13 protein-coding genes are annotated in these 15,355 nt (G+C 64.3%); 4 read left to right on the top strand and 9 right to left on the bottom strand.

What is annotated here, in order from left to right; all coding sequences use genetic code 11:
- Positions 1-9: 9 nt before the first annotated feature.
- Positions 10-1,989: a MacB family efflux pump subunit gene (locus AC1RRT_RS07055; RefSeq protein WP_493015152.1), complete on the bottom strand. Its 1,980-nt coding sequence runs from the start codon at positions 1,987-1,989 to the stop codon at positions 10-12.
- 24 nt (positions 1,990-2,013) lie between these two features.
- Positions 2,014-3,156: an efflux RND transporter periplasmic adaptor subunit gene (locus AC1RRT_RS07050; RefSeq protein WP_493013067.1), complete on the bottom strand. Its 1,143-nt coding sequence runs from the start codon at positions 3,154-3,156 to the stop codon at positions 2,014-2,016.
- A 212-nt stretch (positions 3,157-3,368) separates the two neighbouring features.
- On the opposite strand from AC1RRT_RS07050, the gene AC1RRT_RS07045 reads away from it, so the two are divergent.
- Positions 3,369-4,268, top strand: a complete 900-nt coding sequence (locus tag AC1RRT_RS07045; RefSeq protein ID WP_493013066.1) for an RNA polymerase sigma-70 factor — start codon at positions 3,369-3,371, stop codon at positions 4,266-4,268.
- Here AC1RRT_RS07045 and AC1RRT_RS07040 read toward each other — a convergent pair.
- The 3 genes from AC1RRT_RS07040 to AC1RRT_RS07030 form a co-directional block, all read right to left on the bottom strand.
- Positions 4,259-4,498 (bottom strand): hypothetical protein, encoded by a 240-nt coding sequence (locus tag AC1RRT_RS07040; RefSeq protein WP_493013065.1) that lies wholly within the window; start codon positions 4,496-4,498, stop codon positions 4,259-4,261. The two genes, AC1RRT_RS07045 and AC1RRT_RS07040, sit on opposite strands and share 10 nt — an antisense overlap.
- Before the next feature lie 282 nt (positions 4,499-4,780).
- The gene (locus AC1RRT_RS07035; protein WP_493013064.1) at positions 4,781-6,001 is read right to left on the bottom strand and encodes an argininosuccinate synthase; all 1,221 of its coding nucleotides are present in this window, start codon (positions 5,999-6,001) and stop codon (positions 4,781-4,783) included.
- 128 nt (positions 6,002-6,129) lie between these two features.
- A complete protein-coding gene (locus AC1RRT_RS07030; RefSeq protein ID WP_493013063.1) occupies positions 6,130-6,354 on the bottom strand; it encodes a DUF1674 domain-containing protein in 225 nt (74 codons plus the stop codon).
- Positions 6,355-6,480: 126 nt separating this feature from the next.
- Here AC1RRT_RS07030 and htpX point away from each other — a divergent pair, with 126 nt between their 5' ends.
- The gene (gene htpX / locus AC1RRT_RS07025; protein WP_493013062.1) at positions 6,481-7,461 is read left to right on the top strand and encodes a zinc metalloprotease HtpX; all 981 of its coding nucleotides are present in this window, start codon (positions 6,481-6,483) and stop codon (positions 7,459-7,461) included.
- On the opposite strand, the gene AC1RRT_RS07020 is transcribed toward htpX, so the two are convergent.
- The 4 genes from AC1RRT_RS07020 to AC1RRT_RS07005 all read right to left on the bottom strand — a co-directional run bounded on the left by AC1RRT_RS07020 (position 7,458) and on the right by AC1RRT_RS07005 (position 12,817).
- Entirely contained in the window at positions 7,458-9,185 is a 1,728-nt protein-coding gene (locus tag AC1RRT_RS07020; RefSeq protein WP_493013061.1) for an ABC transporter ATP-binding protein/permease, read from the bottom strand. The genes htpX and AC1RRT_RS07020 overlap by 4 nt on opposite strands.
- 117 nt (positions 9,186-9,302) lie before the next feature.
- Positions 9,303-11,345, bottom strand: a complete 2,043-nt coding sequence (locus tag AC1RRT_RS07015; RefSeq protein WP_493013060.1) for a TonB-dependent receptor family protein — start codon at positions 11,343-11,345, stop codon at positions 9,303-9,305.
- Between the two features lie 87 nt (positions 11,346-11,432).
- Positions 11,433-12,365 (bottom strand): DUF1775 domain-containing protein, encoded by a 933-nt coding sequence (locus AC1RRT_RS07010; protein ID WP_493013059.1) that lies wholly within the window; start codon positions 12,363-12,365, stop codon positions 11,433-11,435.
- A 44-nt stretch (positions 12,366-12,409) separates the two neighbouring features.
- Entirely contained in the window at positions 12,410-12,817 is a 408-nt protein-coding gene (locus AC1RRT_RS07005) for a DUF2946 family protein (protein WP_493013058.1), read from the bottom strand.
- Positions 12,818-13,013: 196 nt separating this feature from the next.
- Between AC1RRT_RS07005 and AC1RRT_RS07000 the strand changes: the two genes are divergently transcribed.
- Positions 13,014-13,637, top strand: coding sequence for a HupE/UreJ family protein (locus AC1RRT_RS07000; RefSeq protein WP_493013057.1), 624 nt, complete (start codon positions 13,014-13,016; stop codon positions 13,635-13,637).
- A gap of 289 nt (positions 13,638-13,926) precedes the next feature.
- A complete protein-coding gene (gene rho, locus AC1RRT_RS06995) occupies positions 13,927-15,276 on the top strand; it encodes a transcription termination factor Rho (protein ID WP_493013056.1) in 1,350 nt (449 codons plus the stop codon).
- Positions 15,277-15,355 lie beyond the last annotated feature (79 nt).

The following is a 15,355-nucleotide window of genomic DNA, read 5'->3' as shown; positions in this document are numbered from 1 at the left end:
CGATATTTTTTATTCAGCCGCGAGGGCGACGACGGGATCGAGATCGGCGGCCTTGCGCGCCGGCAGGTAGCCGAACAGCAGCCCGGTGCCGAAGGCGCAGAAGAAGGCGAGCAGCACCGGCTCGACGGAGAAAATCACCGGCCGGCCGAAGGAGGCGAACAGCCAGGTGGTGCCAAGGCCGACGGCTACGCCGATCAGACCGCCCAGCGTGCAGATGGCCAGCGCCTCGGCGTTGAACTGCATCATGATATTGAGCCGCCGCGCACCCGTGGCCATGCGCACGCCGATCTCGCGCGTGCGCTCGGTGACGCTGACCAGCATGATGTTCATCACGCCGATGCCGCCGACCAGCAGCGAGATGGCGGCGATCGACCCAAGCAGAATGGTGAGCGTATTCTGGGTTTCCATGGCGGTTTCGATGATGGAGGCCATATTACGGATCTGGAAATCCTCAGACCTATGGCGGGCCATCAGAAGCTGGCGGATTTCTTCCTGTGTGTCATTGATCCGCGTCACATCCTGGACCTGGACTGTGATGGTGCGCACATAGCGCTGGCCGAACAGCCGCAGCATGCCAGTGGTCAGTGGCACATAGGCGACATCGTCCTGGTCGGCTCCCCAGGGCGTCGCACCCTTGGGTGACATGATGCCGATGACCTGGAAGGGAATATTGTTCAGCAGCACATATTTCCCGATCGGATCGAGATCCTCGAACAGGTTGGTCGCCACGGTCTGGCCGATCACCACCACCGGGATGTAGGACTTCACGTCGTCATCGGAGAAGAAAATGCCCTCGCGCACCGGCCATTCCCGCGCCACCGGGAAGGGCGCGGTGGTGGCGTTCACTTGGGTGACATAGTCGCGGCCGTTGGCGCGCACGGTGACGTTGCTGGCATATTCGGGCACGGCGGCCAGAATGTTGTGCAGTTCGGCGCTGATCGCCTCGGCATCCTCGGCGATCAGCGTCGCCGTCACGCCGGTCGGACGGATATTGGGGGCGCCCGGCCGGATCAGCAGAAGGTTGGTGCCCATGGCTGTGATGCGATCCAGAACCTGCTGCTTGGCGCCATCGCCAATCGCCAGCATCGCCACCACTGAGGCCACACCGATGATGATGCCAAGCAGGGTGAGCAGCGTGCGCAGCAGATTGCTGTGCAGGGCCTGCAGCGCCATGCGGCCGGCTTCCAGCGCATCGAACAGGGCAAAGGCGCGGCTGCGGTGGCGTGAGGGCTGCTTCGGCGCCGCGATGGCGGCGGGCGGTGTTTCATGCTCGACCGGCTGGTCGGCCAGCACGTCGCCGTCCTTCAGTTCGATGATGCGGTTGGCCTGGCCGGCCACCTCATGATCATGCGTGATCAGCAGAATGGTGTGGCCCTGGGCGTTCAGGTCGTGCAGCAGCCGCATGACCTCCTGGCCGCTCTTGCTGTCCAGCGCGCCGGTGGGTTCGTCGGCCAGGATGACGGCGCCACCATTCATCAGGGCGCGTGCGATCGAGACGCGCTGCTGCTGGCCGCCTGAAAGCTGTGTCGGGCGATGGTCCAGCCGGTCGGCCAGGCCCAGCATGCCCAGCAGGGCCTCGGCGCGCCTAGTGCGTTCAGCGCGCGGCAAGCCGGCATAGATCGCCGGCATCTCGACATTGGCGGTGGCGGTTTCGGTCGGCAGCAGGTTGTACTGCTGGAAAATGAAGCCGAAGGACTCGCGGCGCAGCAGCGCCCGCGCATCGGCATCCAGCGCCGAGACTTCCGATCCGTCAAAGCGATAGCTGCCGCTGGTCGGGCGGTCCAGCAGACCGATCAGGTTCATCAGCGTCGACTTGCCCGAACCGGACGCGCCCATGATGGCGACGAATTCGCCGGGATAGATGTCGAGTGACACGCCATGCAGAACCTCGACGGCCAACGTGCCGCGATAGAAGGTCTTGCGGATGTCGCGTAGCGCGATGATCGGCGCAGGGTCGCTTGCCGTTCGAGTCTCGCTGCCGGGTGCCATTCGGTTCATGGCGTTGCCCTGACGTTACAGGCGCGGGGTGCGCGGCGGCGTGCCGGCCGGCGTCTTGGTGGCCACGATGTCGATCACCACTTCCTCGCCGACCGCCACGCCACTGCTGACCGCGGCATTGACGCGGTTGCTGGCGGCGATCTCGACCGTGCGGCGCACTGGCTGGCCGTTCTCCAGCACGCGCAGCGCATAGCGGTTCTTACCCTGCGGCAGCGGGCGCAGCGCGGCCATCGGCACGACGGGCAGATTTTCAGCCTTGGAGATGACGAAGAAGACCTGCGCGCTCATCTGGGTCAGCAGGTCGTTTTCCGGGTTCTCGACATCGAACAGCGCAGAATAGAGCACGACATTGTTGACGACTTCCGGCGTGGGCAGGATCTGGCGCAGGCGGCCCTCGCGACGCTTGTCGGGCTTGCCCAGCGTGGTGAAATAGGCCGGCATGCCGACGGTCAGCTTGGGCACGTCGGCTTCCGACACCTGGGTCTTCACCGTCATGGTGTCGAGATCGGCAATGCGCAGCACGATGGGCGCCGACTGGTTGGCATTCAGGGTCTGGCCCTGGCGCGCGATGATGTCGACTACGGTGCCGGTCATCGGCGCGTAGATCTTGGTGTAGCTCAGATTGGCCTGATCGGATCGCAGCGTCGATTCGCCCTGCTGGATCTGCGCGTCCAGCACGGCGATCTGGGCGACCAGCGACTTGCGGCCGGCTTCCGCGCTGTCATAGGCATCCTGGCTGGTGGCGCGGTCGCTCAGCAGCTTCTTCTGCCGCTCGAACTGGCGGTCGGCGAGGCCGAGCTGTACCTGCTTGTCGGATTTCTGCGCGCGCAGCGCCTGCAGGTTGGCAAGGTCGGCGGCGACGCGCGCCTCGTAGATGGTGGGATCGATCTGCGCCAGCAGTGTGCCCTGCTCGACGCGCTGGCCGAAATCGACATTGATCATCTTGAGCTGACCCGAGACCTGGGTGCCGACATCGACATAGTTCAGCGGCTGCAGCAGGCCGACAGCCGAAACCGTGTCCTCGACGCTGCCCATGGCCACGGTCTGGGTGCGGAAGGCGGGTTTGGTGTCGGCGCGGGCCGACCAGAACCACCAGGCCCCGCCGGCGAGGGCGATGGCGGCGACGGCGGCGGTCAGGATGAAGCGGGAGCGTTTCATGGTGTGGGATATGGAGTGGTTTGAAGATTAAACGGAAGCGCTTTCTGAATCCTGCGGTCTGGACCGCCTGCCGGGACTAGGGCCAGCGACAGGCGGAAACCACACAAAGCATTGATATAGAACATATTTATTTTAGAACGGGGCCTGTCACACCGTACCGCTGCCGCCCGTCTTTAGGATATCGTGCAGCGGATCAGTGAGGATAGCGGCGGATGGACGCCAAGACGCAAAGCTTCGAACAGCATCGCAAGCGCCTGTTCGGCCTGGCCTACCGCATGCTGGGCAGCGTCGGCGACGCCGAGGATGCCGTGCAGGACACCTATCTGCGCTGGCATCGCACCGACACCGACGCGATCCAGACGCCAGAGGCCTGGCTGGTGACGGCCTGCACGCGGCTGTGCATCGACCGCCTGCGCGCCGCCAAACAGGAGCGTGAGAATTATCCCGGCATTTGGCTGCCCGAGCCGCTGGTCGAGTTGGAGATCAGCGTGCCGGCGGCAGATTCAGGCAAGGAGATGGCAGACGACCTTTCCATGGCGCTGCTGATGGTGATGGAGCGACTGTCGCCGGCGGAACGGGCCGCGTATCTGCTGCGCGAGGCCTTTGACTACGACTATCCGCAGATCGCAGCAGCGTTGCAGAAGACCGAAGCCGCCTGCCGCCAGCTGGTCAGCCGGGCGCAGAAACACCTGAAGGAGGCGCGTCCGCGTTTCGATGCCGATGCAGCAGCGGCGCGCGCCCTGGCGGATAAGTTCGCAGCGGCGACGAAGGCCGGCGACGTCTCGATGTTCGCGGGTTTGCTGGCCGAGGACGCCATGCTGTGGGCCGATGGCGGCGGCAAGGCGCGCGCCGCCCTCAACGTCATTCACGGTGCCGAGAAGGTTGCGCGCTTCTTCGCCGGTGTGAAGCGCAAGCAGCCTGAAGCCCTGCGGCGCGTTTTCGCCATGGTGAACGGCCAGCCGGGCTGGCTGCTTTACGATGGCAAGACGCCTTATCTGGCTCTGGCGCTGGATATCGCCGATGGCGTGGTGCGCAACGTCTTCATCATGCGCAACCCCGACAAGCTGGCACGTCTGCCGGCCGTCAGATCAGGATTGTCTGATCAGGCGTAGATGTCGATGTAGCGGCCCATGCCGTTGCGGATGGCGCCCAGGACGCGACGGAAGGAGCGGCGCTCCTTCTTCTCAGTCTTTTCCGGGGTGCGGGCCGGCTCCGGACGCGGGCCGTCCAAACGGCTGAGCGCGCGCTGCCACAGGCGCTCTTCCATATAGCGTTCATTGGCCTTCGCCGTGCGGCGGTAGACAGTGGCCGGCGGTATGACGCTCACGCGGGTGACGATCATGGCGGTTCTCCTGTCTTCTACGGGAGCAGGCCGATGGGCCTGCGGCCCTTTCGGGTCGTGACAGGAAAAGTAGAGGTAAAGCGGGCGCTTAGGTTGCGACCAGACTGTGGCCTTCCGTGACAAGATCGCGACAAAAGCCCATGTTTTTCAATGGAATCAGGCAATTTCACCCGATAGGTCACAATTGCGCAAAGCGGCCCGGCAGCGCAGCGGAGCTGGGCCGTTAACGAAAAAGGCGGGGACCTGAATCCCCGCCTTGTCATGTCGGTATGCTTGAACCGCTCAGCCGTTCTGGCGGTTCAGCAGGCGCAGGCGCAGCGCGTTCAGCTTGATGAAGCCGGCGGCATCCTTCTGGTCATAGACCGAGTCCGCCTCGAAGGTGACATGCGCCAGCGAGTAGAGCGACTTGGGCGACTTGCGGCCGACCACGTTGACCGAGCCCTTGTAGAGCTTCAGGCGCACGCTGCCTTCCACATTCTCCTGGCTCTTGTCGATCAACGCCTGCAGCATCTGGCGCTCGGGCGAGAACCAGAAGCCGTTGTAGATCAGTTCGGCATAACGCGGCATGATCTCATCCTTCAGATGCGCCGCGCCGCGATCCAGCGTCACCTGCTCGATGCCGCGATGCGCCATATGCAGGATGGTGCCGCCAGGCGTTTCGTAGATGCCACGGCTCTTCATGCCTACGAAGCGGTTTTCCAGCAGATCAAGACGACCGATGCCATGCTTGCCGCCCAGCTCGTTCAGCTTGGTCAGCAGCGCAGCCGGCGACAGCTTCTCGCCGTTGACGGCGATGGCGTCACCCTTCTTGAACTCGATCTCGACATATTCCGGCTTGTCCGGGGCCTTTTCCGGATCGACGGTGCGCGAGTAGACGAAGTCGGGCGCTTCCACCCACGGATCTTCCAGCACTTTGCCTTCGGCCGAGATGTGCAGCAGGTTGGCGTCAACCGAGAAGGGCGCTTCGCCGCGCTTGTCCTTGGCGATCGGGATCTGGTGCTTCTCGGCGAAGTCGATCAGCGCCGTGCGCGAATTCAGATCCCATTCGCGCCAGGGTGCGATCACCTTGATGTCGGGCTTCAGCGCGTAATAACTGAGCTCGAAGCGCACCTGGTCGTTGCCCTTGCCGGTGGCGCCATGGCAGACCGCGTCGGCGCCGACTTCGCGGGCGATCTCGATCTGGCGCTTGGCGATCAGCGGACGGGCGATGGAGGTGCCGAGCAGATACAGGCCCTCATACATCGCGTTGGCGCGGAACATCGGGAAGACGAAGTCGCGCACGAATTCCTCGCGCACGTCCTCGATGAATATCTGCTTCACGCCGAACATCTCGGCCTTCTTGCGCGCCGGCTCCAGCTCTTCGCCCTGGCCCAGATCGGCGGTGAAGGTCACCACCTCGCAGCCATAAGTCTCCTGCAGCCATTTCAGGATCACCGAGGTGTCGAGGCCGCCGGAATAGGCCAGAACCACCTTCTTGACGCTGCCATGCTTGCTGCCGCTCATCGGGCGCACTCCTGATTGGGAAATGTTTAGAAAATCGGGCCGGAGTATAGGCATGGCCATAGGGCATGCAAGCCGTGCAGGGCGGGTCTGCCGCCGCAATTCCGGCGCAATCGGGTCCAATATGGGCTTCAGAAGTCGGAGACGATGCCCTTGCGCTCCCAGTCGCCGTAGCGGGTGGGCTCGGGGCCCTTGGGGCCGTCTTCCTCGCCGGGTGCCTGGGTCAGCTTGATCGCCGGCTTGGCCGGTGCCAGCGGCTTGCCGGTTTTGGGATCGACCGGACGGCTGTCGACGGCGTTGCCGTCCAGAGTGGGGACGCTGGCGGCTTCGGGAGCGGATTTTGGATCGTCGACCATTGGCGGGCTTCTTGCGGAGGGGTCTGGCGATCTTAAATATAGCGGTGCGGGCCGACTGGAAAGCCACAGGATATATTCTGTGGCTGCCTGGCAGGCAGGTCGGCCGCAGAACGAGGGTGAAAGATCATGAATTACATGAAGACGGCATTACTGCTGGCGGCTATGACGGGCCTGTTCGGTGCGGTCGGCTTCCTGATCGGCGGCGAGGCGGGCATGCTGATCGCGCTCGGCCTGGCTGCGGTGATGAACCTGTTCGCCTACTGGAACAGCGACAAGATGGTGCTGTCCATGTATGGCGCGCGCGAGGTCGACGCCCAGACCGCGCCGGAATTCTACGGCCTGGTGCAGGGGCTGGCGCAGCGTGCCGGTCTGCCGATGCCGCGCGTCTATGTGATGGACAATGACCAACCCAACGCCTTTGCCACCGGCCGCAACCCGGAGAATGCCGCCGTCGCGGCCACCACCGGGCTGCTGCACATGCTGAGCCGCGAGGAAATCGAAGGCGTGATGGCGCATGAGCTGGCGCATGTGAAGAACCGCGACACGCTCATCATGACGGTGACGGCGACGCTGGCCGGCGCCATCGGCATGCTGGCTAACTTCGCCATGTTCTTCGGCGGCAGCCGCGATTCCGAAGGCAACCGCGGCGGTCTGGGTATGATCGGCAGCCTGCTGATCATGATCCTGGCGCCGATCGCCGCCATGGTGGTGCAGATGGCGATCAGCCGCAGTCGTGAATATGCCGCCGACCGCATGGGTGCCGAGATCAGCGGCAATCCGCATGGTCTGGCGTCGGCGCTGCAGCGCATCAGCGGCACGGTCGAGCGTGTGCCCAACGAGCGCGCCGAAGGCAATCCGGCTACTGCGCATATGTTCATTATCAACCCGCTGCACGGCCGCGGCATGGACAGCCTGTTCTCGACCCATCCGAGCACTGACAACCGTGTCGCCGCGCTGATGGAGCTGGCCGGGAATGTGCGCGGCGGCGGCCGCTCCTACGAGCAGACCGCCTTTGCGACTGCGCCTTCTGCGCGGTCATCGATGTCGCGCGGCACCAGTTCGGTGCCGACCTCGGGCACGGCCAAGCGCCGTCGTCCCTGGGGTTAAGTCAGCGTCAGCAGCGCCGGCCCACCGGCAGCGGCGGGCTTCAGCTCGGCATGTCGCTTGTGGAAGGCCTGCAGCGCCGGCCGGTGACCGACGCTGAGCACAGCGGTGTTGGGCAGGTTGCGGCGCAGGGCATCGAGTGCTTTCGCCTCGGTGGCCTCATCCAGCGCCGAGGTCGCCTCGTCCAGATAGAGCCATTTCGGCTTCAGCAGTAAGGCGCGGGCGAACTGCACGCGCTGCTGCTCGCCGCCCGACAGCTGCTGGTGCCATTGCGCATCCTCGTCCAGGCGCGGTGCCAGTTTCCCCAGATCGAGCGCCTCGAGCGCCGCATGATAGTCAGCATCGCTAAAAGCAGCCGGATCGCGCGGATAGGCCAGCGCGCTGCGCAGGGTGCCGAGCGGCAGATAAGCCTTCTGCGGCAGGAACAGGCTCTGCGCATCGCCGGCGCGCTGCAGCCTGCCGGCGCCGAAAGGCCAGAGTCCTGCAATGGCGCGCAGCAGCGTGGTCTTACCGTTGCCCGACTTGCCACTGATCAACAGGCTCTCGCCGGCATTGAGTGCCAGGCCGTCGATCTGCAGCAGCGGCTTGCCATCGGGCAGGCTGAGCGCCAGGCCGTCGACTTTCAGACCGCTGTCGCCAGTCTCCACGGCCACTTGCGACTGCGCAGCCAGCGTCCTGGCTTTCTCCAGCCCGCTGCGGAAGCCGGTCAGGCGTTCGATCACCGCGCGCCATTCGGCGATGTCGGTATAGGCGGTGATGAGATAGCTCAGCGCTTCCTGAACCTGGCCGAAGGCCGAGACGATCTGCATCAGGCCGCCGAGCTGGATCGCACCGCTGAAATAGCGCGGGGCGCCGACCACGAATGGGAAGATCAGGGCGAGCTGGCCGTAACCTGCCGTAAACCAGGTAAGCTGCTTGGTCTTGCGCATGATGTCGTAGAAATTCTCGAATACGCCTTTGAAGCGCGCCAGCAGACCGGCCTGCTCGACGGGTTCGCCATGCTGGAAGGCGATGCCTTCGGCATGTTCGCGTACGCGCACCAGGTGAAAGCGGAAATCGGCTTCCAGCCGTTGCTTGTCGAAATTCATTTTCACTAGCGGCCGGCCGATCAGATGGGTGAGTCCAGTGCCCGCGGCGGCATAGACGATGGCAACCCAGACCATATAGCCGGGAACGGAATATTCCGTTCCGCCGAGCGTGATGCTGAAGTCACCTGACAGCGTCCACAGGATGCCGAGGAACGAAGCCAGTGTGACGATGGCATTCATCAAGCCGAGCGTCAGCGTCAGCGAATAGAGCGGGAAGAGTCGCAGGTCTTCCGCGAGGCGCTGGTCCGGGTTGTCGGTGCCCAGGCCGGCCATCTGCATGTGGTAATAATGCTTCCGGCTGAGCCAGTCGGCGGTCCAGTTTTCGGTCATCCAGCGGCGCCAGCGGATCTGCAGCATCTGCTGCAGGTACAGCCGGTAGACGGCAACAACGATGAAAGCGAGGGCAACGCCGGTGAAATGCAGCAGCAATGTCTTGAAGCTGTCGAAGTCCTTCTCCTGCAGGGCATTATAGAAGTCGTTGTACCACTGGTTGAACCACACGCTCAGACCCACGCTCGCCAGATTCAGGATGACGATGACGCCGAGCAGGCTCCAGGCGCTCACCCGCTCCTTCGGATCGAGGAAATAGGGCTTGGCCAGTGACCAGAAATCGCGGCAGAAGGCGGTGAATGTTGACATGATGGCCTCGGATGGAAAACGGCGCCGGGATGAACCGGCGCCGTGAGCCTAACGCGAGGAGTGTGGCGAAGTCTTGGCCCGGAACGCCTCCGGGCCGCAGATGAACGAAGTTTAATCCTACCAGCGATACTCGATGCCGCCGTAGACGGCGCGGCCGTCGCCCGGATTGAACAGGGCCGAGTTCGCCGTGGCGGTGGTGGTACCGCTGGCATTGGAGATATAGGCCTTGTCCAGCAGGTTGCGGCCATCGAGGAACAGCTTCAGTCCGTTGCCGAAATCGTAGCCGGTCTTGAAGCCCAGCAGGGCGTAGGGATCGGTCTTCAGCGTGTTGGCGTTGTCGACGAAGTAACCCTGGGGCACCCATTCCACATTCGGGCCGGCATACCAGCCGTCGGCATGGCTGTAGCGCAATTCCGCGCGGATATAATGACGCGGCGCGCCGGGGATGTCGTTGTCGCGGAACACCGGATCGTGATCGAAGCGGAACTCGCTGTAAGTATAGGCGCCGCGCAGCGATGTCTTGTCGTTGGCGCTGACCAGGCTGCGCAAGGCCACCCATTCGCCGCCCAGCTCGATGCCCTGATGGATGGTGTTGTCGGCATTCGACTGGATGCTGAGCGCCGGATTGGTGGGGTTCTGCAGGGTCTGGATCTCGTTATGCAGCCAGGCACGATAGATCACGGCATCCCAGGCGAAGTCGGCGCGCTTGCCGCGCGTCCCGATTTCCAGCGTCTTCGACTGCTGCGCCTCGGCCGAGACCACCGTGGTGGCGGTGCCAAGTTCAGAGAACGGCGGCGGTTCGGTCGACCAGCTGAAATTGGTGAAGCCCTGGGTGTCGGGCCTAATATCCCAACGCGCGCCGAGCTTGGGGTTGGTGCTGTTATAGCCGCGCTCCACCGAGGCATTGCCGTCGGTGAGGAACTTGTCGTCCAGCTTGCGCCGCGCCAGCGTGCCCTGCAGGCCGCCGATCAGGGCGACATCGGGTACGACATAGAAGGCATCCTCGCCGTAAAGCTCCAGCGTGTCGGACGTCTGCTCCGAGTTGCCGGTCAGCGCGCCCTTGCTGCCGCCCGCATTGGCGAAGGTGCGTGCCTTGTTCATGCCGGTGAAGTAATTGATGCCCAGCGTGGTCTCGTTGCGATGGCCGGCGAGCTGCTGCTCATCCACCCAGCGCGCGAAGCCGCCGCCATTGGTTTCGTCATTATCGACCAGGATCGTGCCGTTCAGCGGATGGAACAGCTGCTTATTGGCCGCGAAAACCCCGAAGCTCGCCTCACCAGTATCGGTCAGTACCGTGGTCTTGCTGGCGCCACGAAGGCTGTCGATGTTGCGCTTGGTGTTGCCGGTGAAGCTGCTGGCAAGCGTCGACTTCGGATTGTTCAGCGCCTGCGCCTTGGTCACGCTGGCCGGAATCTTCTGGTTGATATTGGCGGCGCTCAGGAAAACCCGTGTCTCGACACGGTCATTGGCGCGCCAGCCGACATTGCCGTTCAGGCGCATGTAATCCTGATCGGTATGATCGCGGAAGCCGCTGCTATGACTGTAGGTCGGCGTGACATAGTAATCGTAATCGCCGCTGGCGCCGCCAGCACCGAACTGGCTGCGCAGCGTGTCGAAGCTGCCAAATTCCTGGCGAACCAGGAAGCCTGGCTGGCTGCGGCCGGTGGGGCTGACGAAGTTGACCGCGCCGCCCAGCAGCGAAGCGCCATACTGCAGGGCATTGGCGCCCTTGTAGACTTCAGTGTAATCCACGGCGAGTGGATCGATCTCCATGGTGTCGCCTGCGCCATCGGCATCGGTGATCGGCACGCCGTCGCGCAGGATTCTGGTGCCGCGCAGATGGAAGCTGCGCGACAGGCCGGAACCACGGATGGAAAGCCGCGAATCCTCCTGACCGTATTTCGGCTGAGCGTAGACGCCGGGCACGTAATCCAGCACGTCCTTCACGGTATTGGCGCGGCCGTCGCGTACCTCGTCATTGGGTACGATATCGACGCCGCCAGCCGTCTTCTCGATGCGGCGGCGAGCCTCCTCGGTGGTCGGCACGGTGGCGGATTCGGCTTCGGGCTTCGCCGTTACGGTGATGGGCGGCGTCACGGTTTGCGCCAGAACGGCGGTGGGCAGGCTGGCCAGCAACAGGCCATAGGCAATACGGGTCATGGATGTCTCGCAATTCATAGAACCACGGGCGCGCGGTTTCTCTGCCGCAGCACGGACTCGTGGCGTCCTGTTGGATGAAGAGGCTGATCAGTGGTGGTGCTGGTGACCGCCGCCGGCGGGTGCAGCACCTGCGCCGGCTTTCAGTACCGGCACCTGCAGCGTCACCTTGCCGGCCTTCTCGAAGGTCAGCGTCAGCGGGAACTGCGCGCCGTCTTTGAGGGGCTGGCGCAGGTCGATCAGCATGATGTGATAGCCGCCGGGCTCCAGCGCGGTCTGGCCATTGGCCGGCACCGGAATATTTTCGACCGGGCGCATGCGCATGGCATCGCCGTCCTTCACATGGGTGTGTAGCTCGACGCTGGCGGCCACCGGGGATTCCGCCTTCAGCAGCCGGTCGGCGCTGCCGCCGGCATTCTTCAGGGTCAGGAACACGCCGCCGACCTTGGCCGGCGTGGCGCGGGCAAACGGCTGCACCACCTGGATGTCGCCAGCGCTGGCCGCGGCAGATGGCGCGTCGCCGGCGATGCGGATCAGCGCGGCGGGACGATCGGCCTTCTGTCCGGCGGCCGGAATCTGGTCCCAGCGCGCCTCACCACCGGCGCAGGTCTGCAGGATCGGCAGCCAGAGCTGCTGGCCCGGCGCATCGGGCAGCTTCAGCACCAGGCCGAATTCATCGAACTGTTCGTTGGGCAGGCTGCCGCCGCTCCAGGTGATGGCACTGACCACCGTGTCGGTCTTGCGGCCATGACCGGCATCCACCGGCTGCGCCAGCTTGGTCGTCTCGACCTTGATCTCCCAGCCCGGCTTGGGCTGGGCGCTGGCACTGTAGATGCCCTCGGGGATGGTGACGCGCACCGCGGTGGTGGCCTTGCCAGCGCCACAGCCATGGCCGACGCGCAAGGCCGTGCGGAAGTAGCTGCCTGGCTTGGCCTCGGCCGGATCGGCGACGATATGGGCGAAAGACGGCGCCGAAAGCAACGTGATGAGCGCCGCAGCGCTCGTAAATCTGATAACCGACATGGGAAAACTCCCGGTAATCCTGAAAACGAAGAGGGTGGCGTGGTTCAGGACAGGGAGAGGGGTGGCGCGCGCGCCTGTGGTGAATGGGTATGGGCCTGGGCCAGCGTGCTGCTGCCGGCCGCGCCGTAGAGCACGGTGACGGCCAGTTGCGGCAGGGGCAGGTCATGCGCCACCGGTAGGATGGCATGGGCGAGCGTGGAGGTGGCGCCAAAGCAGACCGGGCAGAGCTTGCTGGTCTTTTCCGCCTTGGCCGGATCGGTGTCTACCGGCTGGCCGTCCTGCAGGGCCAGGATGCGCAGGCCGAGCGCCGAGCAGAGCACGACCTGCTCGATGCCGTTGGCGGCCTGGGCCTGGCGGGCGGCCTGCTGGGTCAGCGGCAGCGCGGCATGGAACAGCAGGGCGAACAGGGCTGCCATCGCCGCCAGGCGAGGCAGGCTGAAGGGCCCGGTCATGGGAAAGCGGCTGCGCATGGCGCACAGGCTTACCCCCGGACTGGCCGATCGGCAAGGGCGGTATTGCCGCAGGGGCGGCCTGTTCGGCAGGCGTTGCCGGCGTTTGACGGGACGAAGACCGCCACTTAAGGTCGCCACAAAGATCCACGACTGGCGATTCGGCCGCCCGTTCGACGTCCCGCACAGGAGGTGCACCATGCTCCGTTATTTCGCGTCTGCCGCCATCGCCCTGACCAGCATGGCTGCCGCCATCCCGGCCTTTGCCCATCACGGCATGGACGGCGAAACCCCGAACACGCTGACCACCGGCCTGATCTCCGGTCTCGCTCACCCCGTCATCGGGCTGGATCATCTGGCCTTCATCCTGGCCGCCGGCCTGCTGGCGGCGCCTCGTGCCCGGGGGCTGCTTCTGCCACTCGCCTTCGTGATCGCCTCTGCGGTTGGTTCGGTCCTCCATCTGACCGGTTTCGCCCTGCCGGCCGGTGAAATCCTGGTCGCTGCCTCCGTGCTGCTGCTGGGCGTGCTGCTGGTGATCCAGGCGCGCATCGGTGATGGTCTGTTTGCCGCCATTCTGGCGTTGTCAGGCCTGTTTCACGGCTATGCCTTCGCCGAAAGCATCTTCGGCGCAGAGCAGACCCCGCTGCTCGCGTATCTGGCCGGCCTCGCCCTGATCGAATACGTGCTCGCCGCCGCTGTGGTGGTGGCCTGGCGCATGCTCAACCGCAATCACGCCGCGCTGCTGCCGCAGCTCAGCCGCCTGGCCGGTGCGGCCGTCACGGCGGCTGGCACCTTCTTCCTGGTCATGAACCTGACGGCCTGACCAAACCGTCCGGATCGCTATTTTGTTACGGGCGGGCGATTGCATCGGCAGTCGCCCGCCCTTGACTTAGGCCCGGGCGATTGCTATTTCGCTTAGGCAACCGGCCCATCCTTCTCTCGGGCCGGGGCCGATCCGGCACCTTCCGCAAATCAGATTTCAGTATGTAAAGCGGAACCTGCGCGGGCGGCTCACGACACCACACCCCCCTCACTGGTTGCTGCGCTCCGTCCCGGATGCGGCGCCCAAATCTCCCAAACAATACCGACCTGCCGAGTCCGCGAGTCCGTCCATGAATCTCCAGGAACTGAAAACCAAATCCCCGACTGATCTTCTGGCGTTTGCCGAAGAGCTGCAGATCGAGAACGCATCCACCCTGCGCAAGCAGGACATGATGTTCGCCATTCTCAAGCAGCTGGCCGATCGCGAAGTCGAGATCACAGGCGAGGGCGTGCTGGAAGTGCTGCAGGATGGCTTCGGCTTCCTGCGCTCCGCCCAGGCCAACTACCTGCCGGGCCCCGACGACATCTATGTCAGCCCGAACCAGATCCGCCGCTTCGGTCTGCGCACCGGCGATACCATCGAAGGCACGATCCGCGCGCCGAAGGATGGCGAGCGTTACTTCGCGCTGCTCAAGGTCAACACGATCAATTACGAAGACCCCGAGCAGACCCGTCACAAGGTCCATTTCGACAACCTGACGCCGCTCTATCCGACTGAACGCCTGCGCATGGAACTGCCGGCGATCGAGGAAGAGGCTCCGGCGGCACCGGCCGCGGCGCCCAAGACCCCGACGATCAAGAGCCGCGGCGGCGAGAAGCGCGAGAAGATCATCTCGGCGCCCAAGCGTGACGTCTCGGCCCGCGTCATCGATCTGATCTCGCCGCAGGGCAAGGGCCAGCGCGCCCTGATTGTGGCGCCGCCGCGCACGGGCAAGACGGTGCTGCTGCAGAACATCGCGCATGCGATCAGCCACAATCACCCGGAAGTCTACCTGATCGTTCTGCTGATCGATGAACGTCCGGAAGAAGTCACCGACATGCAGCGCACCGTGAAGGGCGAGGTCATCTCCTCCACCTTCGACGAGCCGGCAAGCCGCCACGTGCAGGTTACCGAAATGGTACTCGAAAAGGCCAAGCGCCTGGTCGAGCACAAGCGCGACGTCGTCATCCTGCTGGATTCGATCACCCGTCTGGCGCGCGCCTACAACACCGTGGTGCCGTCGTCGGGCAAGGTGCTGACCGGCGGTGTGGATGCCAACGCGTTGCAGCGCCCGAAGCGCTTCTTCGGCGCCGCGCGCAATATCGAGGAGGGTGGTTCGCTCACCATCATCGCCACCGCGCTGATCGAAACCGGTTCGCGCATGGACGAAGTGATCTTCGAAGAGTTCAAGGGCACCGGTAACTCGGAAATCATCCTCGACCGCAAGCTGTCGGACAAGCGTACCTTCCCGGCCATCGACATCACCAAGTCGGGCACCCGCAAGGAAGAGTTGCTGGTCGACAAGGGCGTGCTGGCCAAGATGTGGGTGCTGCGCCGCATCCTCATGCCGATGGGCGGCCAGGACGCGATGGAGTTCCTGCTCGACAAGATCAAGCACAGCAAGACCAACGCCGATTTCTTCGATTCGATGAATACCTGACCCGGACACTCATCCGGATACGGCCAACGGGCGGGGCGCAAACCCCGCCCGTTTTTTATGGTTTTCCGAGCCGGTGGAG

It is taken from the genome of Ferrovibrio sp. GW821-FHT12B10 (assembly GCF_058807515.1).
This window is presented reverse-complemented; position numbering and strand designations above follow the sequence as displayed.

Excerpts from the sequence above, each read along its gene's own strand:
- AC1RRT_RS07055 (WP_493015152.1), bottom strand. The coding sequence starts at position 1,989 with ATGGCACCCGGCAGCGAGACTCGAACGGCAAGCGACCCTGCGCCGATC.
- AC1RRT_RS07050 (WP_493013067.1), bottom strand. The coding sequence starts at position 3,156 with ATGAAACGCTCCCGCTTCATCCTGACCGCCGCCGTCGCCGCCATCGCC.
- AC1RRT_RS07045 (WP_493013066.1), top strand. The coding sequence starts at position 3,369 with ATGGACGCCAAGACGCAAAGCTTCGAACAGCATCGCAAGCGCCTGTTC.
- AC1RRT_RS07040 (WP_493013065.1), bottom strand. The coding sequence starts at position 4,498 with ATGATCGTCACCCGCGTGAGCGTCATACCGCCGGCCACTGTCTACCGC.
- AC1RRT_RS07035 (WP_493013064.1), bottom strand. The coding sequence starts at position 6,001 with ATGAGCGGCAGCAAGCATGGCAGCGTCAAGAAGGTGGTTCTGGCCTAT.
- AC1RRT_RS07030 (WP_493013063.1), bottom strand. The coding sequence starts at position 6,354 with ATGGTCGACGATCCAAAATCCGCTCCCGAAGCCGCCAGCGTCCCCACT.
- htpX (WP_493013062.1), top strand. The coding sequence starts at position 6,481 with ATGAATTACATGAAGACGGCATTACTGCTGGCGGCTATGACGGGCCTG.
- AC1RRT_RS07020 (WP_493013061.1), bottom strand. The coding sequence starts at position 9,185 with ATGTCAACATTCACCGCCTTCTGCCGCGATTTCTGGTCACTGGCCAAG.
- AC1RRT_RS07015 (WP_493013060.1), bottom strand. The coding sequence starts at position 11,345 with ATGACCCGTATTGCCTATGGCCTGTTGCTGGCCAGCCTGCCCACCGCC.
- AC1RRT_RS07010 (WP_493013059.1), bottom strand. The coding sequence starts at position 12,365 with ATGTCGGTTATCAGATTTACGAGCGCTGCGGCGCTCATCACGTTGCTT.
- AC1RRT_RS07005 (WP_493013058.1), bottom strand. The coding sequence starts at position 12,817 with ATGACCGGGCCCTTCAGCCTGCCTCGCCTGGCGGCGATGGCAGCCCTG.
- AC1RRT_RS07000 (WP_493013057.1), top strand. The coding sequence starts at position 13,014 with ATGCTCCGTTATTTCGCGTCTGCCGCCATCGCCCTGACCAGCATGGCT.
- rho (WP_493013056.1), top strand. The coding sequence starts at position 13,927 with ATGAATCTCCAGGAACTGAAAACCAAATCCCCGACTGATCTTCTGGCG.